The sequence below is a fragment of the Nonomuraea sp. NPDC048881 genome (genome assembly GCF_040649795.1).
Lineage (GTDB): Bacteria > Actinomycetota > Actinomycetes > Streptosporangiales > Streptosporangiaceae > Nonomuraea.
Map to the genome: position 1 here is coordinate 1 of NZ_JBEZGC010000035.1, position 25,072 is coordinate 25,072.

Consider the following 25,072-nt stretch of genomic DNA (forward strand, 5'->3'; position numbering starts at 1 on the left):
TCGAACTCCATGAGCCGGAAGGTGCTGTCGAAACCCACGTGCGCCCCCGCCGTGAACGGGATCACCTGGATGGTGACGTGCGGACGTGTCGCGAAGGGGTGTTACTTGGACTGGCTGGGCGAGGGCGCCAGCGTCTCCATCGGGGTGTTGCCCGTCGGCGCGGGCGGCAGCGGGGCCTGGTCGGACGTGGTGGTGATGGCGTCCTGGCCGCCGCAGATGGCGCCCGGCTCGGGGGTGTCACGGCCGTTCTGGTACTTCTTGATGAAGGCCGGGAGCTTGGGGTCGGACGGGTCCTGGAGCTTGAGCTGGTGGCCCCACGTCGAGGCGACGATCGGCGCCGGCAGGCCCGGGTAGGGGCTGACCAGCATGTAGTCCTGCTGACCGGTGGAGGTGGCCACGTCCTTCAGCGCGTCGAGCTGCGCCTTGGGCAGGTCGGGGCGGTAGGTGATCCAGACCGCGCCGTGCTCCAGCGAGTGCACCGCGTGCTCGTTGTGGATCGGCTTGTCGTAGACCGCGCACTGCTGCCAGTAGTTGTTGTGCTCGCCGCCGACGGGCGGGGTCTCCTTGTAGGTGACCGTCTTGGCGACGTGCTGGCCGGCCTCGTACTTGTAGTTGGTCACCGCGTCGAGCGAGGTCGCGCGCGCCTGGTTGACCAGGTAGATGCCGACCACGCCGACGAGGAGCACGACGATGAGACCGCCCGTCCCCCACATGAGCAGTGCGGCGCGGCGTTGTTTGCGCTGCTGCTCGGCCCGCATCTTCTGCAGATGCTCGCGCCGCGCCTGCGCCTTCTCCTTCGTCATCGTCCCTCCATCGGCGTACCTGACTCCGGTCACCCTATGCCCTACCGGCGTATGCGGAGAATAAGAGGCGCATAAGCGTCGGATCACAGCTTGCGCGGGGATGGGTACGCTGGACTGGCCATGGAAAAGCCCGCCAGAAAACCCGTTCTGATCGTCTGCGCCGTGCTGGTGCTCCTCGCCGCGGCGTTCCTGCTGTTCGGCCGCGACTCCACGCCCGGGGACTCCTCGCCCGAAGCCGGGTTCGCCCGCGACATGGCCACGCATCACGCGCAGGCCGTGGAGATGGCGTTCGTCATCCGGGACAAGGGCCCGGCCAAGGAGATCAGGAACCTCGCCTTCGACATCATCACCACGCAGTCCAACCAGCGCGGCATGTTCCAGGGCTGGTTGCAGCAGTGGGGCCTCGACCAGGCGACCGACCAGCGCCCGATGGCCTGGATGGCGGGCCACGGCCACGGCGCCACGCCCGCGGCGCCGGGCACGGCTGCGGGCACGGCCGCGGGCGCGATGCCCGGCATGGCCTCGCCGCAGGAGCTGGCCAAGCTCAAGGAGCTGCAGGGCGTCCAGGCCGAGGTGCTGTTCCTGCAGCTCATGATCCGCCACCACGAGGGCGGCGTGGAGATGGCCGAGGGGCTGCTCAAGCTGTCCAAGCGGGACGAGGTGGCCGGCATGGCCCAGAAGATCGTCCAGGGGCAGAGCGGTGAGATCAAGCTGATGACCGATCTGCTCAAGCAGCGGGGCGCGCAGCCGTACCCGTCGATCCTGGCCTCCTGAACCCCCGCGCGGGGCGGCGTGAGAGGCTGGAGCCCCGGAGCGCGGAAGGGCGGGCGCCATGGTCACCGCAAGGGCTGAGACGGTCGTCGTGGGGTCGGGCCCCAACGGGCTGATCGCCGCGGTCATGCTGGCCCGCGCCGGGCGCGAGGTGCTGCTGCTGGAGGCGGCCGACCGGTTCGGCGGCGGGCTGCGCTCGGGCGAGCTGACGCTGCCCGGACGGGTGCACGACCTGGGCGCCACCGTGATGGCGATGGCGCTGGCCTCGCCGGCGATGCGGGCGCTCGACCTCAAGGGGGTCGAGTTCGCCCATCCGCCGGTGGCCGCGGCCCATCCGCTCGACGACCGTCCGGCCGTGCTGCTGCACCGCGACGCGGCCCGTACGGCCGAAGGGCTCGGCAGGGACGGCCGGGTCTGGCAGGCGACCGCGGGGGCGGCGGCGCGGGCCGGGTTCCCGCTCATGGAGGTGCTGCTCAGCCCGCTCGGGCCGTGGCGGGCCGGGCCGGGCACGTTCGCGCGGGCGGCCGGGTTCGGGGCCGCGGCAGCGCTGCCGGCCACGACGTTCGGCCGCCGGGCGCTGCGCACCGTCGAGGGGCGGGCGCTGCTGGCCGGGCTGGCCGCGCACTCCATGCTCGACCTGCGCTCCCCCGTCAGCGCCGGTTACGGGCTGGTGCTCGGGGCGCTGGCCCACCTGGTGGGCTGGCCGGTCGTGCGCGGCGGCTCGCAGGTGCTGGCCGACGCGCTGGTGGCCGAGCTGCGGTCGCTGGGCGGCGAGGCGGTGACGGGCCACCGGGTCGAGCGGCTCGACGAGCTCGACGCCCGGACGGTGGTGCTCGACGTGACGCCCCGGCAGTTCCTCGCGATGGCCGACCTGCCCGCCGGCTACCGCCGCGGCCTGCGCCGCTACCGGTACGGGCCCGGCGTCTTCAAGCTGGACTGGGCGCTCGACGGCCCGGTGCCCTGGCGTGACCCCGAGGTCGCGCGGGCCGGGACCGTGCACCTGGGCGGGACGCTGGAGGAGATCGCGCTCGCCGAGGCGGAGGTCGCCGCCGGACGGCACTCGCCCCGCCCGTACGTGCTGGTCGTGCAGCCGTACGCGGCCGATCCGACCAGGGGCGGGCACACGCTGTGGGCCTACTGCCACGTCCCCAACGGCTCGGCGGCGGACATGACGGACGCCGTCGAGGCCCAGATCGAGCGGTACGCGCCCGGCTTCCGCGACCGGGTGCTGGCCAGGCACGCGACCGGCCCCGCCGCCCTGGAGGCGGGCAACCCCAACCTGGTCGGCGGCGACATCGGCGGCGGGCTGAACGACCTGGTCCAGCTCGTGCGGCGGCCGGTCTGGTCGGCCGCGCCGTGGCGCACCCCGCTGCCGGGGGTGTTCCTCTGCTCGTCCTCGACGCCGCCGGGGCCCGGCGTGCACGGGATGGGCGGCTGGCAGGCCGCCCGCCTGGCCACGCAGGCGGAGCGGCACGCCTCCTGACCGCCGGTCAGGCCCGCATCTCCTCGGCGACCGCCGCCGCGAACGCGTCGACGTCCGCCTCGGTGGTGTCGAAGGCGCACATCCAGCGCACCTCGCCGGTCGCCTCGTTCCAGGTGTAGAAGCGGAAGCGCTTCTGCAGCCGCTCGGTGACGTCCGCCGGCAGGATCGCGAAGACCGCGTTGGCCTCCACGGGCCGGGGCAGTGTGACGCCCGGGATGCGCCCCACGGCCTCGGCCAGCCGCCGCCCCATGGCGTTGGCCTGCCGCGCGTTGCGCAGCCACAGGTCGCCCGAGAGCAGCGCCTCGAACTGCGCCGAGACGAACCGCATCTTGGACGACAGCTGCATGAACGTCTTGCGGATGTAGTCGACGCCGGTGGCCGCCGACGGGTTGAGCACCACGACGGCCTCGCCGTACAGCAGGCCGATCTTGGTGCCGCCGAAGGAGAGCACGTCCACGCCCGCGTCGGTGGTCAGGGCCCGCATCGGCACGTCGAGCGCGGCCGCGGCGTTGGTCAGCCGCGAGCCGTCGAGGTGGACGAGCAGGCCGAGCTCGTGCGCGTGGGCGCAGATCGCGGCGATCTCCTCGGGCGTGTAGACGGTGCCCCACTCGGTGGTGTTGGAGATGGACACCACCTTGGGCTGGGCCCGGTGCACGTCGCCGAAGCCCCACGCCTGGCGGTCGATCAGCTCGGGGGTGAGCTTGCCGTCGGGCGTGGGCACGGTGAGCAGCTTGATGCCGCCCGCCACCTCGGGGGCGCCGCCCTCGTCGGTGTGGATGTGGGCGCTCTCGGCGCAGATGACCGCCTCCCAGTGGGCGGTCATCGCGCGCAGCGAGACCACGTTGGCCGCCGTGCCGTTGAAGACCGGCCAGGCCCGCGCCCCGTCGCCGAAGTGCCGCTGGAAGACCTGCTGCAGCGCCTCGGTGTAGACGTCGTCGCCGTAGGCGATCTGGTGACCGCCGTTGGCCTGGACGATGGCCTGGAGGATCTCCGGGTGCACGCCGGCGTAGTTGTCGCTGGCGAACGCCTTGAGCTGGGGGTCGTGCCGGGGGATCAAGAAGTGAGGTCCAATCGGGTGCCGTTGATGTCTGCGGCGGGGCGGTCGTAGAGGCCGGCGATCGCCTCCGCCAGGTCGCCGACGTCGGTGAAGCCGGGGAACTTCGCCTCCGGCTTCGCGGCCCTCATCGCGTCGTTGACCAGGGCCTTCACCACCAGTATGACCGCTGCCGCGTTCGTGCCGGACAGCGCGTCGGCCAGGGAGAGCGTCCAGGCCTCCGAGGCCGCCTTGGCCGCCGCGTAGGCCGCGCCGCCCGCCGTGGGCCGCTGGGCGGCCTTGGCGGAGATGATCACGAACCGGCCGTTGTCGCTCTTGCGCAGCAGCGGCTCGAAGGCCAGCGACACGTGCTGGAGCGTGCGGATCAGCAGGTCGTGCAGGGCGTCCCAGTCCTCCAGGCGGGTGTCGGCGAACGTGCGCGAGCCGCGCCAGCCGCCGACCAGGTGGACCACGCCGTCGACCCGGCCGTGCTCGGCGTCGATCCGGGCCGCGAGGTCCTGGACGGCCGCGCGGTCGAGCAGGTCGACGTCGTCCTTGTCGACCCCGATCACGGTGTGCCCCTGCTTGCGGAAGTGCTCGGAAACGGCTTCCCCGGTGGGGCCGCCGGCCCCCGTAACCAGGATGATCATGCGCGGATCCCCTTAGTCGACTCGACCACGTCTGTCAGCTTACGGCGCAGGGCCTCGTAGAACATGCTGAGCGGGAACTCGTCCGGCAGCACCGCGTCCACCTTGGCCTTCTGCTCCTCGGGCAGGGCCTGGACGCCCTTGGCCCACACCGAGCCGGGGGCCGGCGGCACGTACGCGCTGACCAGCTCGTGCGCGGCCAGCCAGTGGGCCAGCTTGGACCGGTCGATGCTGTCGCGGTACAACTTCTCGACCTCGCCCCGCAGGTCGGCCACGCCGTCCGCGACCCGCTCCCAGTCGATCGTGAGCCGGTTGTCGGTCCAGCGGACGATGTCGTTGCGGTGCAGGTACGCGAAGAGCAGCTGGCCGCCGAGCCCGTCGTAGTTGCGCACCCGGTCACCGGTGACCGGGAACCTGAACAGCCGGTCGAACAGGATGGCGAGCTGCACGTACCGGGCGTGCGGCACGCCCTTGCCCTCCAGCTCCACGGCCTCGCCGAACGCCGTCAGGTCGCAGCGCAGCTCCTCCAGCGAGTACAGCCAGTACGGCATCCGCTGCTTGATCATGAACGGGTCGAACGGCAGGTCGCCGTGGCTGTGCGTGCGGTCGTGGATCAGGTCCCACAGCACGAACGTGTCCTGGGCGAGCTGCTGGGAGTCCAGCAGGCGGGCGGCGTCCGGCGGCAGGTCGAGCCGGAGCGTGGCGGCGGCCGCCGCCGAGACCCGGCGGAACCGGGCGGACTCGCGGTCGGCGAAGATGCCGCCCCAGGTGAAGCGGGCCGGGGCCTGGCGCACCGCGACCGTCTCGGGGAACAGCACGGCCGAGTGGGTGTCGTAGCCGGAGGTGAAGTCCTCGAACGCGATCGGCACGAACATCGGGTTGTCGTAGCCGCCCGCCTCCAGCCGGGCCAGCCAGTCGGGCCAGATGGTGCGGATCCAGACGGCTTCGAGGTTGCGGTCGAGGTTGCCGTTCTGGGTGTACATGGGGAACACCACGACGTGCTCCAGGCCGTCCACGCGCTGGGTGTCGGGGTGGAAGAGGTCCAGGGCGCGCAGGAAGTCGGGCACGCCGAGGTCCTGCTCGGCCCAGGCGGCCAGGTCGTCCTGGACGGCCTGGAGGTACGCGGCGTCATGGGGGAAATAAGGCGAAATTTCGCCCACGCGGCGGCCGATCTCGGCGACCAGCGCCTTGGCCCGCTCCTTCTCCTCCGGCACCGAGCCGTCCTTGACCTGCAGCGGGCGCAGCTCCTCCACGGCCTCCTTGAGCCGGGCGAACAGCGCGGCCTTGGCCTCGTCCCGGGATCCGGCGGCCTCGTCGCCGCCGGGGACGCGGGCGGCCCAGGTGATCACGTTGCCCCAGAGCCTGCGGTGGTCGTAGTCCTCGATCGAGTCGTCGCCGAACAGGTCGGAGTCGGCGAACACGACGACGCGGCCCTTGCCGTGCCGCAGGGCGACGGCCAGCGACGCGCCCGCCGGGTCGGCGGTGGCCGAGGTGGCGAACAGCACCGTCGCCTCCTCGGGGGCGGTCAGGACGCCCGAGCGGTAGAAGCAGGCCCGCTGGACGCCGGCCAGCACGCCGTCGCCCGTGGCGCGCTCGGCGAGCACCCAGGTGGCGACTTCGCGGTGGGCGTTCCTCGGGTCGCGCACGGTCGTGTGACCGACGCCGACGCCGAAGCGGGCGAGCAGCTCGGCGACGTTGTTGCCGTACTTGTCCTGCTCCTCCTCGGCCAGCACCACGAGCCCGCCGCCCTCGGCCACGAACGACTCGACGGCGTCCAGCTCGTCGGCGGCGAAGACGGGGCTGCCGTGGCCGGTGGTGCGCTCCCACCGGTCGCCGGACGGGTGGGCGATCACCAGGACGTCCTGGCCGGACAGCGCCCCGGCCGTCAGGGCGCCCTCGGTGTGGGCGAGCACCTCGTGCCCCAGATGGCGCAGCGCGGCTGCCGCGCGCGCGTAGCTGTTGTCGTCGGGATGGGCGGGATTGATGGTCTCGGCGACCTCGCGGCGGATGGTCCACGACTCGCTGTGGGCCTCGTCGAACAGCACCCGGGGGAACGATGGCATGAAATATCTCCTGTTGCTACCGCCTTCTCACGGAAAATATACACATACGTACCCCCCTGTCCGTCAAACCTCAGGCCGCACCGGGGCGCACAACCCCTGATTCGTAGGCGAAGACGACCGCCTGGGCCCGGTCCCGCAGGCACAGTTTCATCAGCACCCTGGCCACGTGCGTCTTGACCGTGGCCTCGCCGACGTACAGGTCCCTGGCGATCTCGGCGTTCGTCAGCCCCCTGGCCAGCAGCCGCAGCACCTCCAGCTCGCGCGGTGTCAGCTCGGCCAGCATCGGCGAGGGCGTGGGGTCGGCGCGCCCGGCGAACGTGGCGATGACCCGGCTGGTCACGGCCGGGTCGAGCAGCGCGTCGCCGGCGTGCACCACCCTGATCGCCTCCAGCAGCTGCTCGGGCGGCGACACCTTGAGCAGGAACCCGCTGGTGCCGGCGCGCAGCGCGGCGTAGAGGTTCTCGTCGGTGTCGAACGTCGTGAGCGTGATGACCTTGGGCGGCGAGGGCGTGTCCAGCAGCTCCTTGGCCGCGGCCAGCCCGTCGAGCCGGGGCATGGAGATGTCCATCAGGACGATGTCGGGTCTGGTGCGGCGGGCCACCGCGATGGCCTCGCGTCCGTCGCCGGCCTCGCCGACGACCTCCATGCCGGGGTCGCTCTCGACGACCATGCGCAACCCGGCCCTGACCATCGCCTGGTCGTCGGCGATGACGATTCGTATGCCCACAGGCGGAGGGTAGACGGCCGATGCCCGGCTTGGACACCCAGGTCAAGCCGGGCACAAGTCAGTTACAAGTCTACGAAGGGCGCACGCTCTGCCTGATGCGCGTCTGGACGGCGTCGTCGCAGGTGTTCTTGGCGCAGAAGTACATCACGAGCATGGTCTTGGGCTGACGGTCGATGACGTAGCTGACGAACCCGAGCCGGGTGCCGCCGGCCGGGTCGTGCAGCACGCCGTCGAAGCGGGTGGCCGGGCTGCTGCCCGCCTGGTCCTGGACCGGCTTGCCCAGGTCCACCTGGCCGGGCAGCAGGTTGTCCATCTTGCTCTTCATCTGCTCGGAGTCGCCGCCCGCGTCGAGGGTGTCGGAGACCTGGACGTACACCCCCACGGCGCTGTCGGGGTCGTCGGCGACGATCTGGGAGATCGCCGACCAGTCGGCGCCCGGACCGGCCACGAACAGCGACTCGAACTCGGTGGCGTGCGGCGAGGCCACGGCGAACAGGTCCTGGTGGGTGCGCGCGGTCCAGTCGCCGGGGTACTCGAAGGCCAGCGGCGCGGCGGCGCTGGCGGCGTAGCGCGACCAGGTGTCGCCGCGGTGGTTGAAGATGATCATCGCGACCAGCGTCAGCGCGGCCGCGGCGGCCACCAGCGTGACAGCCACGATCGGCAGCCGCCCCGGCCGCCTGGCCGGAGCCGTGGGATGGGTGGGGGCCGCGCGCCGGGAATGGTCCTCGTGCGGCCCCGAGGGCTGCCCCAGGCCGTGCGGGCCCGTGCCGGGCACCGCGTACGGGCTCTGGTGCGGTCCTGTCTGTGGGACGGCCTGAGGCCCCGTACGCGGGCCTGCCTGTGGACCCGCCGCCACGCCCGGGACCGGAGCCGCATGCGGGCCGGTGCGCGGGACGGCGTGCGGGACCAGATGGGGCCCCGACGGGTGCCGGCCGCCCGGCTCGGCCTCCTGGCCGCTGATCGCGTCGCGCAGCGCGGTCACGAACTCGACGCAGGTGGCGTAGCGCTGCTCGGGCGCCTTGGCCAGCGCGCGCGCCATCACGACGTCCACCTGCGGCGGCAGCTCGGGACGCAGCTGCGACAGCGGCGCGGGCTGCTCGGCCAGGTGCGCCCACAGCAGCGCGATGTCGTTCTCCCGCTGGAACGGCAGCCGCGCGCTCAGCGCCTCGTAGACCACGCAGGCCAGCGCGTACTGGTCGCACCGGCCGTCGATGTGCTCCTTGTTGATCTGCTCGGGCGACATGTACCGGGGCGTGCCGATGAACTGGTCGGTCTGGGTCAGGCCGGAGATCGACGAGCGGTGCTTGGTGATGCCGAAGTCGGTCAGGTAGACGTGGTCGCCGGCCAGCAGGATGTTGGCCGGTTTCACGTCGCGGTGGATCAGGTCGTGGGCGTGCGCGGCGTCGAGCGCGGCGGCCGTCTGGGCGAAGATCTGGCTGGCCTGGGCGAGCGGCAGCGGGCCCCGGTCGTAGATGAGCCGGCGCAGGTCGAGGCCGTCCACGTAGCGCATGGCGATGTACAGCACGCCGTCGGCGTCGGCGTTGGCCTCGTAGATGGGGATGATGTTGGGGTGCTCGATGCTGGCGACCGTCCTGGACTCCAGGATGAAGCGCTGGCGGAACCTGTCGTCCACGGAGAGCACCGGGTTGAGGATCTTCAACGCCACGCGGCGGCTCAGCCGGGGGTCGAGCGCCAGGTAGACGACGGCCATGCCGCCCTTGCCGACGATGTCCTCGATGTAGTACCCGGCCACCTCCTGGCCGATGAGCGATCTGTCGTTCAATTGCATCACGTCTCGATGGGATGGCCGCAGTAGCCGCAGAATCGATGGGCCGGGCCGAGCCTCATGCCGCACGAGGTGCAGTACTTGACCGGCGGCGAGTCGGGGGCGGTCATCACCTGCTGCTGCTGCGGGACCGCCTGGAACGGCTGCGAGCGGCGCACGACGACGGTCTGGCTGGCGCCCTCGTCGAAGGGCGAGGGCACCGGCAGGGGCTCCGGCGGCTCGACCGGTCTCTCCGGGGCCCGCCGCCGCCACAGCAGGAACACCAGGCCGGCCCCGGCGATGAGCAGCAGCCCGGCCGCCACCAGGAACGGCCACAGCGGCGTGGAGCGCGACGGGGGCGCCGCCGCCTGCTTGGTGCCCTGGTCCTCGGGGCCGCCGCGCTTGGCCAGCGACGTCTTGAGCAGCGTGGCGGCCACCACGTTGCCGGGGTAGAGCTCCAGGACGCGCTGGAAGCCCGGCGCCGCCTCGGTGTAGTACCTGGTGTGGTAGCGGGTCAGCGCGGCCTCGAAGGCGGTGTCGATCGCGCCCCTGCGCGGCGCGACCTTGGCCGCGGCCAGGGTGGCGGTGATCTCCCTGACGCCCAGCATGGCGGCCGACTTGCCGCCGCCGATGAGCATGCCGATGACGTGCCCGTCCTTGTCGCCGATCACCGGCGCGCCGGCCAGGCCCTGGTCGACCAGGGCGCCCAGCTTGACCGGCTCGTCCACCTTCTTCTCCGGGTCGGCGAACGGCCGGCCGGACACGCCGGCCTGGCCGCCCTTGGCCAGGTGGGCGATCTGCACGGTCTCCTGGACGCCGGGCCCCGGCCGGCCGAGGAAGCCGGCCACGTTGGTCGGCGAGCCCTCCTGCTCGGGCACCTTGTCGGCGAGCGGCGCGGTCGGCATGCCGACGCTGCCGGCGGCGGGCGTGAGCGGGACCAGCACGGCGGGCGTGTCGGGGGTCTTGCCGGCCTTGATGCACTTGTACTTCAGGCCCTGGCCGGGCGGCGAGACGTTGGTGAACACCGTGATGTCGGTGGTCACGTCGATGATGCAGGTGGCGGTGCTGGTCTTGGGCGGGTAGCACTCCTGCAGGTGGTGGTCGAGCAGGTCGTCCTTGAGCTTGTGCTTCTGGTAGTCGAGCGGGATCTTCACCTTGTGGTGCTCGGCGAAGATCTTGTTGGCGGCGTAGACGGCGACGTCATCGGGGTTGACGGCGTTGCGCCTGAGCGTGACGACGTCGCCCTCGGGGTTGACGACGGTCCCCGTGCCCGAGGCGAACGGGATGTCGTAGGAGCGCTCCACGTGTTTCAGCTCGCCGATGTGGTCGAGCAGGGTGATCTCCACATGGGACACCGCCTCCACCCGCACCACGGCCGGCGTCACCAGATCGGTGATCCCGCTGGGATGGTTGTGGGCCGCGGCGGGGAGAGCGGCGGGGATCGCGAGCAGCACGAGCGCCGCCGCCACGCCGCCCGCCAGAGCTGTGATGCGCGCCATCTTGGCTCCAAACACTGAATAGATCCAGGTTCCCAATCAGATGCCGTAAGTCAAGAGATCGATACATAGACAAGCGCTTGCTCGGGGATCTACCGTACCGGGATGGGGTTCGCGATCGGCGTCGACGTCGGCGGCACCTTCACCGACGTGGTCCTGAGCGGCCCCGACGGGGTCACCGCCGTGGCCAAGTGTCTGAGCACCCACGACGACCCCATCGCGGGCATACTCACCGGCGTTACTCGCGCGCTCGGATCCGTGGACCCCGCCCGGGTCACCCGGGTCGTGCACGCCACCACGCTGGCGACCAACGCGGTGCTCGAACGCACCGGCGCGCGGGTGGCGTTCGTGACCACCCGGGGCTTCCGCGCCGCCGTCCCGCTCGGCCGTTACGCCCGCGTGGAGGAGGACCGGTACGACCTGCGCTTCACGCCGCCCCCTCCCCCGGTCGCGCCCGGCGACTGCTTCGAGGTGGACGAGCGCGTCTCGGCCCGCGGCGCCGTGCTCACCCCCCTTGACCCCGGCTCGGTACGGCGGGCCGCGGCGGAGATCGCCCGGCGCGGCATCACCTCGGCGGCCGTCTGCCTGCTGCACTCCTACGCCGAGCCCGCCCACGAACGGCGGGCCGCGGCGATCCTGCGCGAGCACGTGCCGCACGTGGTGGCCTCCTGCGAGATCTGGCCCGAGATCCGCGAGTACGAGCGCGCCACCACCACCATCATGTCCGCCTACATCGGCCCGCTGATGACCTCCTACCTGTCGCGCCTGCGCGAGCGCCTGGCCGCGATCGGGATCGACGCGCCCGTGCATGTCATGGAGTCCGGCGGCGGGGTCGTCTCGGCCGAGCTGGCGGCCCGGCGCGCGGTGTCCACCATCGAGTCGGGCCCGGCCGCCGGGGTGCTGGCGGCGGCCGCGACCGGGCTGCCGGACGTGATCTCGTTCGACATGGGCGGCACGACGGCCAAGGCGTGCGTGGTGCGCGGGGGGCGTCCGGAGATCACCCACGAGTTCCACGTGGGCGGCAAGGGCAGCTTCGGCGGGCGGCGGGCGGGCACCGGCGTGCCGATCAAGACGCCGGCCATCGACCTGGCCGAGGTCGGCGCGGGCGGGGGCAGCGTCGCGTGGCTGGACCCGGCGGGCGCGCTGCGCGTCGGGCCCCGGTCGGCGGGCTCCTCCCCCGGTCCCGCCTGCTACGGGCTCGGCGGCGGCGAGCCGACGGTCACCGACGCCGACCTCGTGCTCGGCTATCTCTCCTCGGCCTCGATGCCGCTGTCGGCGCCGCTCGCGGCCAAGGCCGTGGACCGGCTGGCCGGGCCGCTCGGGGTGTCCCGGGAGGAGGCGGCGCACGCCGTGCACGAGATCGTCAACGCCTCGATGGCCGCGGCCGTGCACGTGGTGACGGTCCAGCGCGGGATCGACCCTCGGGGGTTCGCGCTGGTGGCGTTCGGCGGCGCGGGGCCGATGCACGCGGCCGGGGTGGCGCGGCGGTTCGGGATCGCGACGGTGGTGGTGCCCGCGTACTGCGGGGTGGCCTCGGCGGCCGGGCTGCTGGCGGGGGCGCTGTCGACGGACCGGGTGCTGTCGCGGCTGGACGCGGGCGACCCGGAGGAGGTCTTCGCCGCGCTGGCCGCCGACGCCGCCGCCGACCTGGGCGTCGCCCGGGTGCGGGTGGCCCGGTCGGTGGACGTGCGGTTCAAGGGCCAGTCGCACGACCTGACCGTGGACTGGGCGGAGTCGCGGGAGGAGCTGGCGTCGCGGTTCTTCGCGAAATATGCGCAGGTGTATGGGATTGTCCAGCAGGGGGAGATCGAGCTGGTCAGCTACCGCGTCCGCGTCACCGACGCCGCCACGCCCGCCACGCCTGCCACGCCCGCCGCACCTGGGTCTGGTGGGGACGCGGGCGGCGGCGCGGAGGGCCGCAGGAGGGCGTACTTCCCCGAGGCCGGCGGGTGGCTCGACGTCCCCGTGCACACCCGGCGGACGCTGGGCCGGGTGCGCGGCCCGGCGATCGTCGAGGACGCCGAGTCCACGATCGTCGTCCCGCCCGGCTGGCGGGCGGCGGCCGGCCCGTCGGGCGCGGTGCGCCTGACCCTGGAGGGGGCCGCGTGAACGACGCCCTGACCGCCGAGGTGCTGAGGAACGCGCTGGTCGTGGCCGCCGAGGAGGCCAGCATCGTGGTGGTGCGGTCGGCGTACTCGACGTTCATCGTGGAGGGCTCCGACGCCTCGGCGGCGATCCTGGACGCCGGGGGCCGCCTGGTCGCGCAGTCCATGGCGACCACGCTGATGAACAGCATGGCACTGAAGGCCGCGCTGCCCGAGCTGCTGAAGGACGTCCCGCCGCACACCATGCGGCCCGGCGAGGCGTACGCGCTCAACGACGCCTACCGGGGCGGCGTGCACACCAACGACCTGCTGGTCTACCGGCCGGTGTTCGCCGGCGGGGTCCCGGCGTACTTCACCGCCACCATGATCCACGTCTCCGACCTGGGCGGGCTGTCGGCCGGCGGGATGGCCCCGCTGGCCACCGACATCTTCCTCGAAGGGCTCCAGCTCCCGCCGGTCCGCCTGGCCACCCGGGACGGCCTCGAACCGGCCGTGGAGGCCGTCCTGCGGGCCAACAGCCGCACGCCCGACAAGGTCATGGGCGACGTGCGGGCGCTGGTCGCCGGGACGGCGGTGGCCGCCGCCCGCGTGGAGGCCCTGATGGCCGAGTACGGGGTGGCGGGCCTGGCCGCGGGCGTCGAGGACTACCTGGACCACACCGAGACCAGGACCCGCGCAGCGCTGGCGGAGCTGCCCCGGGGGCGGTTCGAGGCGTCGTACCCGATCGACGACGACGGGGTGCGGCCGGGGGTGGCGCACCACGTACGGGTCGCCGTCACGCTCGGCGGGGACGCGGCCGTCCTCGACTTCACCGGCACCGGGCCGCAGGTGCCCGCCGCGATCAACGCCTCGGCGTCGCAGTCGCTGGCGGCGGCCGTCTTCGCGGTGCGCTGCTTCCTGGACCCGACGATCCCGATGAACGACGGCTGCCTGCGCGCGATCGAGGTCGTCCTGCCGGAGGGCTCCCTGCTGAACGCCCGTTCGCCGCATCCGTGCGGCGGCCGGTACGTCCCCATCTACGCCGCCATGGAAGCCGTGTTCCAGGCGATGTCGGACGCGATGCCGGACCGCGCGATCGCGGCCAGCGGGATCCTCCAGCCGTTCTCGATCGCGGCGGTGGGGGCGCCGTACTGGATCCACCTGTCCTACGACTTCGGCGGGGTGGGCGCCCGGCAGGGGCTGGACGGGCCGGACGCGACGGGCGTGCACTTCGGCATCGGCCGCAACTCGGTGCCGCAGGCCGAGCCGGTGGAGAGCCGCTGCCCGCTGATCGTGGAGTCGGTCGGGACGATCGCCGACTCCGGCGGCCCCGGCCGCTTCCGGGGCGGGCTCGGCTCGCGTACCGTCTACCGCTTCCTGGCCGACTGCCACGTCACCACCCGCGGCGACCGCCTGCGCCTCCCGCCCCCGGGCCGGGACGGCGGTCTGCCCGGCAGGGTGGGCGGCTTCCACAAGCGCCACCTGGACGGGCGGGTGGAACGCCTGGCCTCGAAGGTCAACAACGTGCGGTTCGCGGCGGGCGAGGCGTTCGTCGTGGAGACCACGGGCGGCGGCGGCCTCGGCCCCCCGTCGGAAAGGGACCCGGCGGCGATCCTGGCCGACCTGGAGTCCGGCCACATCACCGCCGAAGGCGCCGCGAACGACTACGGCTTCAGTAGTCGACCAGTTCCTCGGGATCGAAGCTGACCGGGCAGGGTGACGACAGACTCACCATCGTGCCGGCCTTGTGGGCGACGGGTTCACGATAGGAGCCGCCGTCGAGCTCATACACGTAGAGAGAAGGCCCCTCATCGAGTTCGATGCGCCAGTATGCGGGGATTCCCGCAGCGGCGTAGGCGGCCGCCTTGTTGCCCCGGTCATGCGTCTTGGTGCTCGGACTGACCACCTCCACGGCCAGCAGGACGTCGGCGGCCTCGAAGACGAGCTTGACGTTTCTGGCCTTGTCCCTGGGGATGACGGCCAGATCCGGGATGAAGAGGTCTCTCTCCGAGGCTCGGACGTTGACGGTCGAGTACACCTTCAGCTGCGCCGGCAGGGCGCGGTGCAGGATCGTCTGAAGCAGGAAGATCGCATCCTGGTGCGGGGGGGTGGGGGCAGGACTCACTACCAGACTCCCGTTGAAGAGCTCGTAGCGGTTCCCGTCGTCGGGGAACCTGAGCAGGTCGTCGACCGTGAACGGCGGCGCGCCGGGAAGAACGGTGCGCCTCGTGGTCGGTTCGATCGCCAATGCGGTCACCCACTCAGTATCGGGAGTCACGCCCTTGTCCACATGCTACTTCCCCCAAAATGCTCACCTGTAGTCACCGGGGCGCCACGCCTCGGCGCCGCGGCGGACGGCGGTGTGGACGGCGCGGGCCGCGCGGGCGCCCCACTCCGAGCGGGGGCCGCCGAAGAGCTGCTCGGGGCCGTCCTGCGGCACCACCACGCAGACGGCGTCCGAGGCGGTGCCCGTGCAGGGGTAGCCGGCCTCGATCAGCGCCTGGGTCTTGGCCTCGGTGACCGTCATGACCAGGTTCACCAGGGCGGCGTCGGTCATGGCGACGGGCAGGACGGTCACGATGTTGACGGTGCCCGCCCGCATGGGGGCGAGTTCGGGGTCGGCGGCGCCCTCGGGGGCGGCGGCCCAGGTGGGGACGCGCAGCCCGACGGTGGCCACGGCCTCGGCTCCCCCGTCGGCGGCCCGCACGTACCGGTCGACGGAGGCGGCGGTCAGCATGCCGACGCCGGGGCCGAACGGGCCCAGCTCGACCAGGTGGTCCACCGGGTCCATCCGCGCGTAACCGGCCACGACCTGGGCGTTCAGCACCCATTCGCGGGGGCCGATGCCGCCGCCGAGCATGGCCGAGGAGATCATCCGGAAGCCGGGCCCGAACTCCCACAGCAGGGACCCCAGCCGGGTCCCCTCCTCCACGCGATAGGTCAGCTTCACGTCCCACCTCGCACCAGGTGCACCACGGGCCGCCCGTCGGGACCCGGCTCGATCTTGACACGGGCGTCGAAGTGCCGTCCGATCAGCGCCTCGGTGAGCACCTGTTCGGGGCGGCCCGTGGCGGCGGCGTGGCCGTCGGCCAGCAGCATCAGGGAGTCGGCGTACAGGCCGGCGACGGTCAGGTCGTGCAGGGTGGTGACGACGGTCAGGCCGTCGGCGCGGCGCAGGCGGTCGACCAGTTCCAGCACCTGCTGCTGGTGGCCGAGGTCGAGCGCGGTGGTGGGCTCGTCGAGCAGCAGCACGGGGGCCTGCTGGGCCAGCGCCCTGGCCAGCACGACGCGCTGACGCTCGCCGCCGGACAGCTCGCCGACGCGGCGTCCGGCGAAGGAGGTCAGGTCCAGCCGGTCCAGCACGGACCCGGTCACCTCGCGGTCGTGCCGGCTCTCCCGTCCCAGGTAGGGGATGTACGGCGTGCGCCCCAGCAGGGCGTAGTCGAAGACCGTCATGTCGGGCGGCAGGGCGGGCGTCTGCGGGGCGTAGGCCAGCAGCCTGGCGCGCTCGCGGGGCTTGAGCGCGGCGAGCGGGCGCTCGTCGAGCACGACCTCGCCCTGGTGCGGGACGATCGCGCCCATGACGGTCTTGAGCAGCGTGGACTTGCCCGCGCCGTTGGGCCCGATGATCGCCAGCCACTCGCCGCGCCGCACGTGCGCGTCCACGCCGGTCAGCACGTCGCGCTCGCCCAGGCGCACCGACAGGGCCCGTACGCCGATCACGTGGCCACCCGCCTGGTCATGCGCAGGACGCCGACGAAGAACGGCGCCCCGACGAACATCGTGACGACCCCGATGGGCAGCTCGGCCGGCGCGATCACGGTACGGGCGATGAGGTCGGCCGCCACGAGGAAGGCCGCGCCGCCGATCAGCGACAGCGGCAGCACGATCCGGTACGAGCCGCCCGCCAGCCGCCGGACGACGTGCGGCACGACCACGCCGACGAACCCGATGAGCCCGCTGACCGCCACGGCCGACGCGGTGGCCAGCGAGGCGGCCACGAGGACGGTCAGGCGCACCCGCCCGGCCCGTACGCCGAGGCTGCCGGCCTCCTCGTCGCCGACGCTGAGCACGTCCAGCATCCGGCCGTGCAGCAGGAGCAGGACGGAGGAGACCGCGGCGTACGGCAGCACCAGCAGGAGCTGGTCCCATCCGCCGCCGACGTCGCCGAGGATCCAGGAGTAGATGCGCTCCAGCTCCTCGACCTTGAGCTGCTGGACGAACGTCTGGATCGCGGTCAGGAACGACGTGACCGCCACCCCGGCCAGCACCAATGTCGCGGTGCCGCCACCGGTGCCGCCGCCGGTGCCGCCGGAGCGGCCGGCCGCGTTGCCCAGCGTGTACGCCAGGAACACCCCGCCCACCGCCCCGGCGAAGGCGGCGACGGGGATGCTCGCGCTCGCGCCGGGCAGCAGCACGATGGCCAGCGTCGTGGCCAGCCCGGCGCCGGAGGCCGCCCCCAGCAGGTACGGGTCGGCCAGCGGGTTGCGGAACACGCCCTGGTACCCGGCGCCGGCCATGGCCAGCAGGCCGCCCACGACCGCGGCGACGAGCACCCTGGGCAGGCGCAGCTCGTACAGCAGGCCCTGCTCGACCGGCGCGAGGCCCGAGTCGGCCGAGACGAACGGCAACCAGTCCGCCACCTGGAGGACCACCTGCCACGGCGAGATGTCCGCCGCGCCGCCGAGCAGCCCGGCGACCATCGTCAGGGCCAGCACGGCGAGGGCGCCCGCCACCCAGACCGGACGCGCCCTCGACGGCTGCGCCTTGCCTGTCACGCTCAGCCCGCGCCGCCGGCCTTGGCCACGGCCGCGCCGATCGCCTGGGCCAGGTCCACGACGCGCGGGCCCCAGCGGGAGGCGAGGTCGTCGTCGAGCTGGATCACCTGGTCGTTCTTGACGGCCGAGAGGTTCTTCCAGCCGGGCCGCTTGGCCAGCGTCTCCTTGCTCTGCTGGCAGCACTTGACGTCGGCCAGGAAGATCAGCGCGGGGTCGGCCTGGGCGACGAACTCGGCCGACAGCTTGGGGTAGCCGCCCGCCGCGTCCGGGGCCTGGTCGGCGATGTTGGTCAGCCCGAACATGCCGTAGACCTGGCCGATGAACGTCTTGGACGTGGCGGCGTACGGCGTCTGGTCCAGCTCGTGGTAGTAGGTGAGCTTCTTGTCCTTGGGGGCGTCGGCGGCCAGCTTGGCCATGGCCGCCTTCATGCCGGAGACGACCTCGTCGGCCTTGGCCTTGTTGCCGGTGGCCGCGCCGATCTCGCTGATCTCCTCGTACGCCTCCTCCAGCCCGGTGGCGGCCGGTTCGAGCAGGACGGGGACGTTCACCTTGGCCAGCTCGGCGACGATCTTGTCCTGGTCGTTGGAGAGGATGACCAGGTCGGGCTTCTTGGCGATGATCGCCTCGACGTTCGGCTTGAAGCCGGACAGGTCGCTCTTGGGCGCCTCCGGCGGGTAGTTCGACTGGTCGTCCACCGCGACGACCTGGGGGCCGGCGCCGACCGCGAACAGCGTCTCGGTGTGGGTGGCCGAGAGCGAGACGATGCGTTCGGGCTTCTTGGCGAGGGTGACCTTGCCGTTGCCCGCCTCGACGGTGACCGGGAAGTCCCCGGTGCTCGCCGCCGCGGTCGCGGCAGGGGGGCCGGTGGGGGAATCGGTGGGGGAATTCGAGGGGGCGACATTGGCGCCGGTCTGGCCACATCCGGCCAGGACGAGCGTTCCCAGCAGCGCGCCCGCGAAGGCCGTGCGTACGGGCCTCACGAGTAGTCCTTTCACACTGTCGGAACCGAGAGACCCGCGATGAGCGACGGATCACCCTTTTCCACGAGGGTTGATGACGTCGGCGCAGAGGCAGGCGACCTGGCTATGACAGTTGCGGGACAGCGCCGGAATCGCACCGGACTTCGCTGCAGCACTGCGCGTCGGACAAACGTTATCAATGCCCCAGACGTCCTCGACGTCAAGGGGTCTCGGGGTCAGGCGGCGAGCTGCGCCTCCGCGGCGGCGATGATCTCCTGCAGGCGCAGGCCGTGCGCCGCGTCCAGCGGGTGGCCGCCGCCGCGCCGGACGGTCTGGGCGAACTCCTCGGCCACGACCTCGAAGGGGTCCTCGTCGCCGGGCAGCAGGACGGCGTTGCCGGTCCTGCCGTACACCTCGAACGTCGAGGGCGGCAGGTCGCCGACGGCCGCCATGCACAGGGACGCCTCGCTGACCGCGCCGCCCTCGTGCTCCAGCAGCAGGCCGGTCCAGCCGAGCGGGTTGCCGTGCGCGCGCACGCCGACGACCCGGCCGAGCGCGGCGTCGAGCAGGTCGATCACGTGCGGGCCGACGTCCAGCAGGGCGCCGCGCTCCAGCCGCCACGGGGTGGCGAACGGGTTGCCGCCGAGCAGCGCGCCGGAGATGTTGGCGGCGTGCCCGCCGAACGGCTGGATCTCGGCGCAGCGGGCCAGGAACGTGCGGGTCGGGGTGGCGTAGCGCATGGTGAGCATCATCTGCGAGGGCACGCCCGTCTCCGCCACGGCCTCGGCCACCCGCATGGCCCCCTCGACGGAGTCGGCGAGCGGCTTCTCCAGCAGCAGCGCCTTGCCCGCGTGGGCGGCGCGGACGGCCAGCTCGGCCTGCACGCCGGGCGGCACGCAGAACGTCACGGCCTCGCAGGCGTCGAACAGCTCCTCGACCCGCTCGTACACCGGGGCGCCGAGCCTGGCGGCCTGCTCGGGGCGGCGGGCCCAGACGCCGGCGAGCCGGGTGTGGGGGCCTTTGGCCAGCATCGGCGCATGCGCCATCTCCGCCCAGGGCCCTGCCCCGATCAGCCCGACCGCGACCGGCTCCATCCGTCCCCCTTAGTCCGCTTTTCTCCAGACCTTAGATCCCCTGTCCGGGCTCCCGCCCACCGGCCCCTGTGGTCAGGCGCGGGAGCGGTGGATGGCGTGTTCCGGGCGGTGGACGAGGGTGCCGCCGTCGAGGGCGATGGTCTGGCCGGTGATGCAGCGGGACTCGGCCGAGGCCAGGAAGCCGACCAGGTCGGCGACGTCCTCGGGGGCGCAGGGCCAGGGCAGGAGGCGTTCGGCGGCCTTGTCGGCGAGCTGCCCGGGGGTGAGGGCGCGCTCGGCGGCGGCGGTCATGACCAGGGCGGGGGCGACGGCGTTGCAGCGGATGCCGCGGGCGCCGTACATGGTGGCGACGTAGCGGGTGAAGCCGACCAGGGCCGCCTTCGAGGTGCCGTACGCGGCGTGGTCCACGTCTCCGGTCAGGCCCGACACCGAGGAGGTCAGGACGATCGCGCCGCCGTCGCGCATCACCGGGACGACGTGCTTGACCAGCAGCATCGCGCCACGCAGGTTGACCTCCATCGTGCGGTCCCAGACGGCGGCGTCCATGGCGGTCAGGTCGCGGTCGCGGCCGTAGACGTCGCGGTCGAGGCAGGCGGCGTTGGAGTGCAGCACGTCCACCCGGCCGAAGGCGGCCACCAGCGCGGCCACCGACTCCGCCACCTGCTTCTCGTCCGACACGTCGCAGGTCAGCGCCATGGCGGCGCCGCCCCGGGCCCGTACGGCGGCGGCGGTGGCCCGGGCGGGGGCGGCGCGCAGGTCGAGCACGCCCACCCGGGCGCCCTCGGCGGCCAGCCGGGCCGCGCACGCCGCGCCGATGCCCGATCCCGCCCCCGTCACCAGCGCCACCCGCCCGCCGAACCGCCCGTTCGAGGGATCCGCGGTCACCACTCCACCTCCAGCGCGCTCAGCCCGCGGCCCACCAGCGACCTGCGGAAGGCGACGGGCGCGTCCGGGGCGAGCCGCAGGCCGGGCAGGCGGCGCCCGAGGACGTCGAGCGCGGTGCGCAGCTGCAGACGGCCGAGCGCCGCCCCGACGCAGAAGTGGATGCCGTACCCGAAGACCAGGTGGTCGGCGGCGTTGGGACGGTCGATCACGAACCGTTCCGGGTCGGGGAAGACGGTCTCGTCGTGCCCCGCGGAGTCGGTGGACAGCAGGACGAGCGAGCCCGCCGGGATCGTCACGCCGTGCAGGACGACGTCCTGGACGGCGTGCCGGAAGGAGCCCAGGGAGGCGCCGTCGATCCGCATGCACTCCTCGACCGCCCCCGGGATCAGGTCCGGCGGCACCGGCCAGGCGTCCTCGCGCAGCAGCCGCAGGACGCTGTTGCCGAGCTGGTTGGGGACGGTGTCGTTGCCGCCGAGCAGGATCGTGGAGATCAGCTCGACGACCTCCCGACGGCTCAGCTCGTCGCCGATCAGCGAGGTCATCAGGGACGTGAAGTCGTCCCGCGGGTCCTTGGCGCGGGCGGCCACCAGGCGGTCGACGTAGTCGAGGTAGGCCAGGAAGCTGTCGGCCAGCTCAAGCTGGCGGGCCGGCGGCTGCGGCGACAGGAACAGCATGAACCAGTCCTTGACGTGCGCCTGCACGAACGCCTCGTCGGCCGCGGGCACGCCGATGAAGCGGGCGGTCAGCTTGACCGACGGCTCGTGCCCGATCTCGGCGACGAAGTCGGCCCGGCCCCTCGGCGCGACCCGGTCGAGGACGTCCTCGTTCAGCCGCCGGAAGCGCTCCTCCATGGCGGCGACGGCCCGCGGCGTGAAGGCCCGGGAGACCGAGCGGCGCAGGCGGGTGTGGTCGGGCGGGTCCACGTTGGCCACGAAGCTGGACAGGAACGAGCCGTGCTCGCCCAGCTTGGCGCGGGTCTGCGGGGTGAGGCTGCGGGAGATCGTGAGCGACCCCTCGGAGGAGAAGCGGGCCGGGTCGCCGTACGCGGCGCGCACGTCGGCGTGGCGGGTCAGCACGTACGCGCCCAGATGCTCGCTGCGGAACACCGGCAGTCCGGCGCGCAGACGGCGCAGGAAGTCGTACGGCGCGGCGACGTGCCAGTCGGCGGCGACGTCGAAGTCCTGCGCCGAGGCGGGGGGCGTCGCAGAGGTCATCGCAGGATCCTCCTGGGGTTGTCGACGAGCATCTGGTGGAGCTGGTCGCCGGTGACGCCGCGGCTGCGCAGTTCGGGCACGACGTCGCGGGAGATGTGCAGGAGGTGGTAGTTCGGATGGCGACGCCGTACGACGTCGGGGTCGAACCGGTCATTGAAACAGTACGAATCATGACCTAGAACCATTTTTCCGGCGTGGCCGCGCTCGCACATCGCCGCCACCACCGCCACCCGGTCCTCGAACGAGCTGATCGTCTCGATGCCGAACCGGTCCATGCCCAGGTAGGAGCCACCCGCCACCAGCTCCTCCAGGTACGCCAGGTCCGTCGAGTCGCCCGCGTGCCCGATCACCACCCGTTCCAGGTCCACGCCGAGCGAGCCGAGCAGCCGCTGCTGCTCCAGCCCGCCCCTGGAGGCGCTGTGCGAGTGCGTGGTGATCGGCGCGCCGGTGGCCAGGTGGGCCTCGGCCACGGCCCGGAACACCCGCTCGCACCCCTTGGTCATGCCTAGATGGTCGGAGGCGCATTTCAGCATGGCCGCCTTCACCCCGGTCCGCCCGATCCCCTCGGCGAGGTCGCGGACGAAGAACTCGGCCAGCCGGTCCGGACCGCCGAACAGCGACCCCGGCCCCCGGTTGCCGAAGTACGGCGGCAGCGCGTCGTAGGTGTAGAGCCCGGTGGCGGCCACGATGTTCACCGACGTCAGCTCGGCCACCCGCTGGACCGCCGGGACGTACCGGCCGAGGCCGACGACGGTCAGGTCGACGATCGTGTCGATGCCCTCGGCCTTGAGCGCGTCCAGCTTGGCCGCCGCCTCCCGCGCCCGCCGCTCCAGGTCCCAGCCCTCGGGCACGTCCGGCCAGTTCCACAGGATCTCCGGGCTGAGCCCGAACACGTGCTCGTGCATCAGCGTCGCCCCGAGGTCGGCGACCGGCCCCCTCACGGTCTCAGGCACGGGAACCTCTCGTGCTCGAAGGGCCGGTTGACCTCCAGGCCGAGCCCGTCGGTCTGCCGGTACGGCAGCCCGGTGTAGAGGGCGTCGGCGTCGAAGTAGGTGACGGTGAACGACAGGCGGGCGGCGTCGCGCCGGTTGGCGGGCGCGCCGTGCACGGTGAGCGCGTGGTGCACGGTGGCGTCCCCGGCCCGCAGGTCGAGCGGCGGCGACAGCTCCAGCTCGGCGAGCCAGGGATGCTGGCTGAGCTGGTCGTCCCCGGCGCGGGTGAAGCTGCGCCCGAGCACGCCGCAGCGATGGGAGCCGCTGTAGAAGCGCAGCGACCCCATGTCGGCGGGCACGTCGGCCAGCGCCAGCCACACGGTCAGCATGGCCGAGCGGTCCATGGGCATCCACGGGAAGTCCTGGTGGAACTCGGTGGCGCCGTGCTCGCCCGGCTCCTTGACCAGCAGGTTGGTGACCTGCACGCGCACGGCCCGCACCCCGCCCAGCAGCCGCACGGCGTTGCGGCCCATGGCCGGGCTGGTGCTCAGCGCGCCGAACAGCTCGTCCTCGGCGGCGACGTCGCGGGACTGCCCGAAGGCCCGGTCGACCGGCGTGTTGCCGGCCCGGCCGCGCGACCGCAGGCGCTCGCGGGCCCGTTCGCGCAGCTCGCCGACCGTGTCCGGGGCGACCAGCCGGTCCAGGCGGACCCAGCCGTGCTCGCCGAAGAACGCCGCCTCGTCGTCCGTCGCCTGGCGTACCGGGATCTCCATGGCCACCAGTGTGCCACTCCAAGCAAGCGCTTGGTAAGATCCGGTCGAGGAGGATGCCGTGCGACGGTTCAGGTTCGGTGCGGTGCTGCGCGGGGCGCGGTCCGGCAAGGAGTGGGCCGAGCGGGCCAGGCGGCTGGAGGCGTCCGGTTTCGACGTGCTGCTGGTGCCCGACCATCTGGTCGGCCCGCGCTTCGCGCCCGTCGCGGCGCTGACGGCGGCGGCCTGCGCCACCACCCGGCTGCGCGTCGGCACGCTGGTGTTCGCCAACGACTTCCGGCACCCGGCCGTGCTGGCCAAGGAGGCCGCCACCCTGGACCTGCTCTCCGGCGGACGCCTGGAGCTCGGCCTCGGCACCGGCTGGATGGCCGACGAGTACGACCGGGCCGGGCTGCGGCTCGACCCGCCCGGCGTGCGCCTCGACCGGCTGCGCGAGGCCCTGGAGGTGATCAAGGGCCTGTGGGACGGCGGCCCGCTGACGTACGAGGGCGCGCACTACCGCCTGGCCGGGCTGGCGCAGGAGCCCCGGCCGGTGCAGCGCCCGCGCCCGCCGATCCTGCTGGGCGGCGGCGGCCCCCGCATGCTGGCCCTGGCCGCCGAGCACGCCGACATCGTCAACCTCGGCACCCGCGTCAAAGCGGACGGCACCGGCCCCGACCCGCGCGACGCCGGACCGGAGGCGTTCCTCGCCAAGCTGGCGCTGCTGCGGCGCAGCCCCCGCCACCACCTGCTGGAGATCGGCACCAGCGTGATGCAGGTGGGCGAGCGCAAGCCGGAGGAGTCGTGGAGCGCCGCCGACAGCTCGGGCCTCGGCGACACGCCGCAGGTGCTGCTCGGCACCCGCCGCGACATCGCGGACCAGCTGCGCCACTGGCGCGACGCGCACGGCGTCACCTACTTCGTGCTGCACCATGAGCGTGACCTGGCCGCCTTCACCCCTGTCGTCGAGGAGCTGGCGGCCCTGCCGGATGATGGACCTCATGGATGAGATGTTGTTGCTGAGGCACGGAGCCACCGAATGGAGCACGGCCGGCCGGCACACCGGCCGTACCGACCTGCCCTTGACGCCCGAGGGGGAGGATCAGGCCAGGGCGCTGGCGCCGCTGGTCAAGGCGTCCGCGTTCGGGCTGGCGCTGGTCTCCCCCGCGCAGCGGGCCCGCCGTACGGCGGAGCTGGCCGGTTTGACGGACTACGAGGTCGACCCCGACCTGTGGGAGTGGGACTACGGCGGCTACGAGGGCATCACCACGCCGGACATCAGGAAGACCCGGCCCGGCTGGTACCTGTGGCGTGACGGCGTGATCCCCGGCGACGCCGAGCATCCCGGCGAGAGCGCCGCCGAGGTGGCCGCGCGCGCCGACCGGGTGATCGAGCGGGCCCGCGGGGCCGAGGGGCGGGTCGTGCTGGTGGCGCATGGCCATTTCCTGCGCGTGCTGGCCGCCCGCTGGCTCGGCCTCGACCCGGCGGACGGGCGGCTGCTGCGGCTCGACACCGGCACCTACTCCCGGCTCGGCTTCGAGCACGCCGAACCGGTGCTGCTGAGCTGGAACTCGCCGGTGGCCTGAGCC

At 72.9% G+C, this 25,072-nt stretch carries 23 protein-coding genes and 1 pseudogene; 6 read left to right on the forward strand and 18 right to left on the reverse strand.

Annotation, left to right across the window (positions count from 1 at the left end; all coding sequences use genetic code 11):
- Positions 1–80, reverse strand: a pseudogene (locus AB0C33_RS49660) (Scr1 family TA system antitoxin-like transcriptional regulator); the annotation flags it as partial.
- 21 nt (positions 81–101) lie between these two features.
- Entirely contained in the window at positions 102–803 is a 702-nt protein-coding gene (locus AB0C33_RS49665; RefSeq protein ID WP_358302375.1) for a DUF3105 domain-containing protein, read from the reverse strand.
- 120 nt (positions 804–923) lie between these two features.
- On the opposite strand from AB0C33_RS49665, the gene AB0C33_RS49670 reads away from it, so the two are divergent.
- Both AB0C33_RS49670 and AB0C33_RS49675 read left to right on the forward strand, forming a co-directional pair.
- Positions 924–1,577, forward strand: coding sequence for a DUF305 domain-containing protein (locus AB0C33_RS49670; RefSeq protein ID WP_358302379.1), 654 nt, complete (start codon positions 924–926; stop codon positions 1,575–1,577).
- A gap of 58 nt (positions 1,578–1,635) precedes the next feature.
- Positions 1,636–3,057, forward strand: coding sequence for an NAD(P)/FAD-dependent oxidoreductase (locus AB0C33_RS49675; RefSeq protein WP_358302381.1), 1,422 nt, complete (start codon positions 1,636–1,638; stop codon positions 3,055–3,057).
- 7 nt (positions 3,058–3,064) lie between these two features.
- Here the strand turns inward: AB0C33_RS49675 and AB0C33_RS49680 are convergent, their stop codons facing one another.
- From AB0C33_RS49680 to AB0C33_RS49705, 6 genes are all read right to left on the reverse strand, one after another.
- Entirely contained in the window at positions 3,065–4,114 is a 1,050-nt protein-coding gene (locus tag AB0C33_RS49680) for a low specificity L-threonine aldolase (RefSeq protein WP_352353523.1), read from the reverse strand.
- A complete protein-coding gene (locus tag AB0C33_RS49685; protein ID WP_357986948.1) occupies positions 4,111–4,740 on the reverse strand; it encodes an SDR family NAD(P)-dependent oxidoreductase in 630 nt (209 codons plus the stop codon). Before AB0C33_RS49685 ends, AB0C33_RS49680 begins: the two co-directional genes overlap by 4 nt.
- Positions 4,737–6,800, reverse strand: coding sequence for a DUF6421 family protein (locus AB0C33_RS49690; protein WP_358302383.1), 2,064 nt, complete (start codon positions 6,798–6,800; stop codon positions 4,737–4,739). The genes AB0C33_RS49685 and AB0C33_RS49690 overlap by 4 nt, the downstream gene beginning before the upstream one ends.
- A 70-nt stretch (positions 6,801–6,870) precedes the next feature.
- On the reverse strand, positions 6,871–7,527 hold the full coding sequence (locus AB0C33_RS49695) for a response regulator transcription factor (RefSeq protein WP_125630960.1): 657 nt from the start codon (positions 7,525–7,527) through the stop codon (positions 6,871–6,873).
- 70 nt (positions 7,528–7,597) lie between these two features.
- Positions 7,598–9,316, reverse strand: a complete 1,719-nt coding sequence (locus tag AB0C33_RS49700) for a protein kinase (RefSeq protein ID WP_358302500.1) — start codon at positions 9,314–9,316, stop codon at positions 7,598–7,600.
- Positions 9,316–10,791, reverse strand: coding sequence for a hypothetical protein (locus AB0C33_RS49705; RefSeq protein WP_358302386.1), 1,476 nt, complete (start codon positions 10,789–10,791; stop codon positions 9,316–9,318). Before AB0C33_RS49705 ends, AB0C33_RS49700 begins: the two co-directional genes overlap by 1 nt.
- 102 nt (positions 10,792–10,893) lie before the next feature.
- Here AB0C33_RS49705 and AB0C33_RS49710 point away from each other — a divergent pair, with 102 nt between their 5' ends.
- Both AB0C33_RS49710 and AB0C33_RS49715 read left to right on the forward strand, forming a co-directional pair.
- On the forward strand, positions 10,894–12,897 hold the full coding sequence (locus tag AB0C33_RS49710; protein ID WP_358302389.1) for a hydantoinase/oxoprolinase family protein: 2,004 nt from the start codon (positions 10,894–10,896) through the stop codon (positions 12,895–12,897).
- A complete protein-coding gene (locus tag AB0C33_RS49715) occupies positions 12,894–14,579 on the forward strand; it encodes a hydantoinase B/oxoprolinase family protein (RefSeq protein ID WP_358302392.1) in 1,686 nt (561 codons plus the stop codon). The genes AB0C33_RS49710 and AB0C33_RS49715 overlap by 4 nt, the downstream gene beginning before the upstream one ends.
- On the opposite strand, the gene AB0C33_RS49720 is transcribed toward AB0C33_RS49715, so the two are convergent.
- From AB0C33_RS49720 to AB0C33_RS49765, 10 genes are all read right to left on the reverse strand, one after another.
- Positions 14,545–15,162, reverse strand: a complete 618-nt coding sequence (locus AB0C33_RS49720) for a Uma2 family endonuclease (protein ID WP_358302395.1) — start codon at positions 15,160–15,162, stop codon at positions 14,545–14,547. The two genes, AB0C33_RS49715 and AB0C33_RS49720, sit on opposite strands and share 35 nt — an antisense overlap.
- A gap of 21 nt (positions 15,163–15,183) precedes the next feature.
- Positions 15,184–15,822 carry an adenosylcobinamide amidohydrolase gene (locus AB0C33_RS49725; RefSeq protein ID WP_358302398.1) on the reverse strand — a complete coding sequence of 213 codons (639 nt, stop codon included), beginning with the start codon at positions 15,820–15,822 and terminating at the stop codon, positions 15,184–15,186.
- Positions 15,819–16,595 (reverse strand): ABC transporter ATP-binding protein, encoded by a 777-nt coding sequence (locus AB0C33_RS49730; RefSeq protein ID WP_358302401.1) that lies wholly within the window; start codon positions 16,593–16,595, stop codon positions 15,819–15,821. The genes AB0C33_RS49725 and AB0C33_RS49730 overlap by 4 nt, the downstream gene beginning before the upstream one ends.
- Positions 16,592–17,650 (reverse strand): iron ABC transporter permease, encoded by a 1,059-nt coding sequence (locus AB0C33_RS49735; protein WP_358302404.1) that lies wholly within the window; start codon positions 17,648–17,650, stop codon positions 16,592–16,594. Before AB0C33_RS49735 ends, AB0C33_RS49730 begins: the two co-directional genes overlap by 4 nt.
- 2 nt (positions 17,651–17,652) lie before the next feature.
- Positions 17,653–18,630 carry an ABC transporter substrate-binding protein gene (locus AB0C33_RS49740; RefSeq protein WP_358302406.1) on the reverse strand — a complete coding sequence of 326 codons (978 nt, stop codon included), beginning with the start codon at positions 18,628–18,630 and terminating at the stop codon, positions 17,653–17,655.
- 215 nt (positions 18,631–18,845) lie between these two features.
- A complete protein-coding gene (locus AB0C33_RS49745; protein WP_358302409.1) occupies positions 18,846–19,703 on the reverse strand; it encodes a Gfo/Idh/MocA family oxidoreductase in 858 nt (285 codons plus the stop codon).
- A 72-nt stretch (positions 19,704–19,775) separates the two neighbouring features.
- Positions 19,776–20,588: an SDR family oxidoreductase gene (locus tag AB0C33_RS49750; protein WP_358302412.1), complete on the reverse strand. Its 813-nt coding sequence runs from the start codon at positions 20,586–20,588 to the stop codon at positions 19,776–19,778.
- Positions 20,585–21,802, reverse strand: a complete 1,218-nt coding sequence (locus AB0C33_RS49755; RefSeq protein WP_358302414.1) for a cytochrome P450 — start codon at positions 21,800–21,802, stop codon at positions 20,585–20,587. The genes AB0C33_RS49750 and AB0C33_RS49755 overlap by 4 nt, the downstream gene beginning before the upstream one ends.
- Complete coding sequence (locus AB0C33_RS49760; protein ID WP_358302417.1) at positions 21,799–22,755, reverse strand: phosphotriesterase-related protein; 957 nt, start codon at positions 22,753–22,755, stop codon at positions 21,799–21,801. The genes AB0C33_RS49755 and AB0C33_RS49760 overlap by 4 nt, the downstream gene beginning before the upstream one ends.
- Positions 22,740–23,507: a phytanoyl-CoA dioxygenase family protein gene (locus AB0C33_RS49765; protein ID WP_358302420.1), complete on the reverse strand. Its 768-nt coding sequence runs from the start codon at positions 23,505–23,507 to the stop codon at positions 22,740–22,742. Before AB0C33_RS49765 ends, AB0C33_RS49760 begins: the two co-directional genes overlap by 16 nt.
- Positions 23,508–23,565: 58 nt before the next feature.
- Here AB0C33_RS49765 and AB0C33_RS49770 point away from each other — a divergent pair, with 58 nt between their 5' ends.
- Both AB0C33_RS49770 and AB0C33_RS49775 read left to right on the forward strand, forming a co-directional pair.
- The gene (locus AB0C33_RS49770) at positions 23,566–24,492 is read left to right on the forward strand and encodes a TIGR03621 family F420-dependent LLM class oxidoreductase (RefSeq protein ID WP_358302423.1); all 927 of its coding nucleotides are present in this window, start codon (positions 23,566–23,568) and stop codon (positions 24,490–24,492) included.
- Positions 24,485–25,069 (forward strand): histidine phosphatase family protein, encoded by a 585-nt coding sequence (locus AB0C33_RS49775; protein WP_352323671.1) that lies wholly within the window; start codon positions 24,485–24,487, stop codon positions 25,067–25,069. Before AB0C33_RS49770 ends, AB0C33_RS49775 begins: the two co-directional genes overlap by 8 nt.
- The last annotated feature ends 3 nt before the right edge of the window (positions 25,070–25,072 follow it).

Excerpts from the sequence above, each read along its gene's own strand:
- AB0C33_RS49665 (WP_358302375.1), bottom strand. The coding sequence starts at position 803 with ATGACGAAGGAGAAGGCGCAGGCGCGGCGCGAGCATCTGCAGAAGATG.
- AB0C33_RS49670 (WP_358302379.1), top strand. The coding sequence starts at position 924 with ATGGAAAAGCCCGCCAGAAAACCCGTTCTGATCGTCTGCGCCGTGCTG.
- AB0C33_RS49675 (WP_358302381.1), top strand. The coding sequence starts at position 1,636 with ATGGTCACCGCAAGGGCTGAGACGGTCGTCGTGGGGTCGGGCCCCAAC.
- AB0C33_RS49685 (WP_357986948.1), bottom strand. The coding sequence starts at position 4,740 with ATGATCATCCTGGTTACGGGGGCCGGCGGCCCCACCGGGGAAGCCGTT.
- AB0C33_RS49690 (WP_358302383.1), bottom strand. The coding sequence starts at position 6,800 with ATGCCATCGTTCCCCCGGGTGCTGTTCGACGAGGCCCACAGCGAGTCG.
- AB0C33_RS49700 (WP_358302500.1), bottom strand. The coding sequence starts at position 9,316 with ATGCAATTGAACGACAGATCGCTCATCGGCCAGGAGGTGGCCGGGTAC.
- AB0C33_RS49705 (WP_358302386.1), bottom strand. The coding sequence starts at position 10,791 with ATGGCGCGCATCACAGCTCTGGCGGGCGGCGTGGCGGCGGCGCTCGTG.
- AB0C33_RS49710 (WP_358302389.1), top strand. The coding sequence starts at position 10,894 with ATGGGGTTCGCGATCGGCGTCGACGTCGGCGGCACCTTCACCGACGTG.
- AB0C33_RS49745 (WP_358302409.1), bottom strand. The coding sequence starts at position 19,703 with ATGGAGCCGGTCGCGGTCGGGCTGATCGGGGCAGGGCCCTGGGCGGAG.
- AB0C33_RS49755 (WP_358302414.1), bottom strand. The coding sequence starts at position 21,802 with ATGACCTCTGCGACGCCCCCCGCCTCGGCGCAGGACTTCGACGTCGCC.
- AB0C33_RS49765 (WP_358302420.1), bottom strand. The coding sequence starts at position 23,507 with ATGGAGATCCCGGTACGCCAGGCGACGGACGACGAGGCGGCGTTCTTC.
- AB0C33_RS49775 (WP_352323671.1), top strand. The coding sequence starts at position 24,485 with ATGGATGAGATGTTGTTGCTGAGGCACGGAGCCACCGAATGGAGCACG.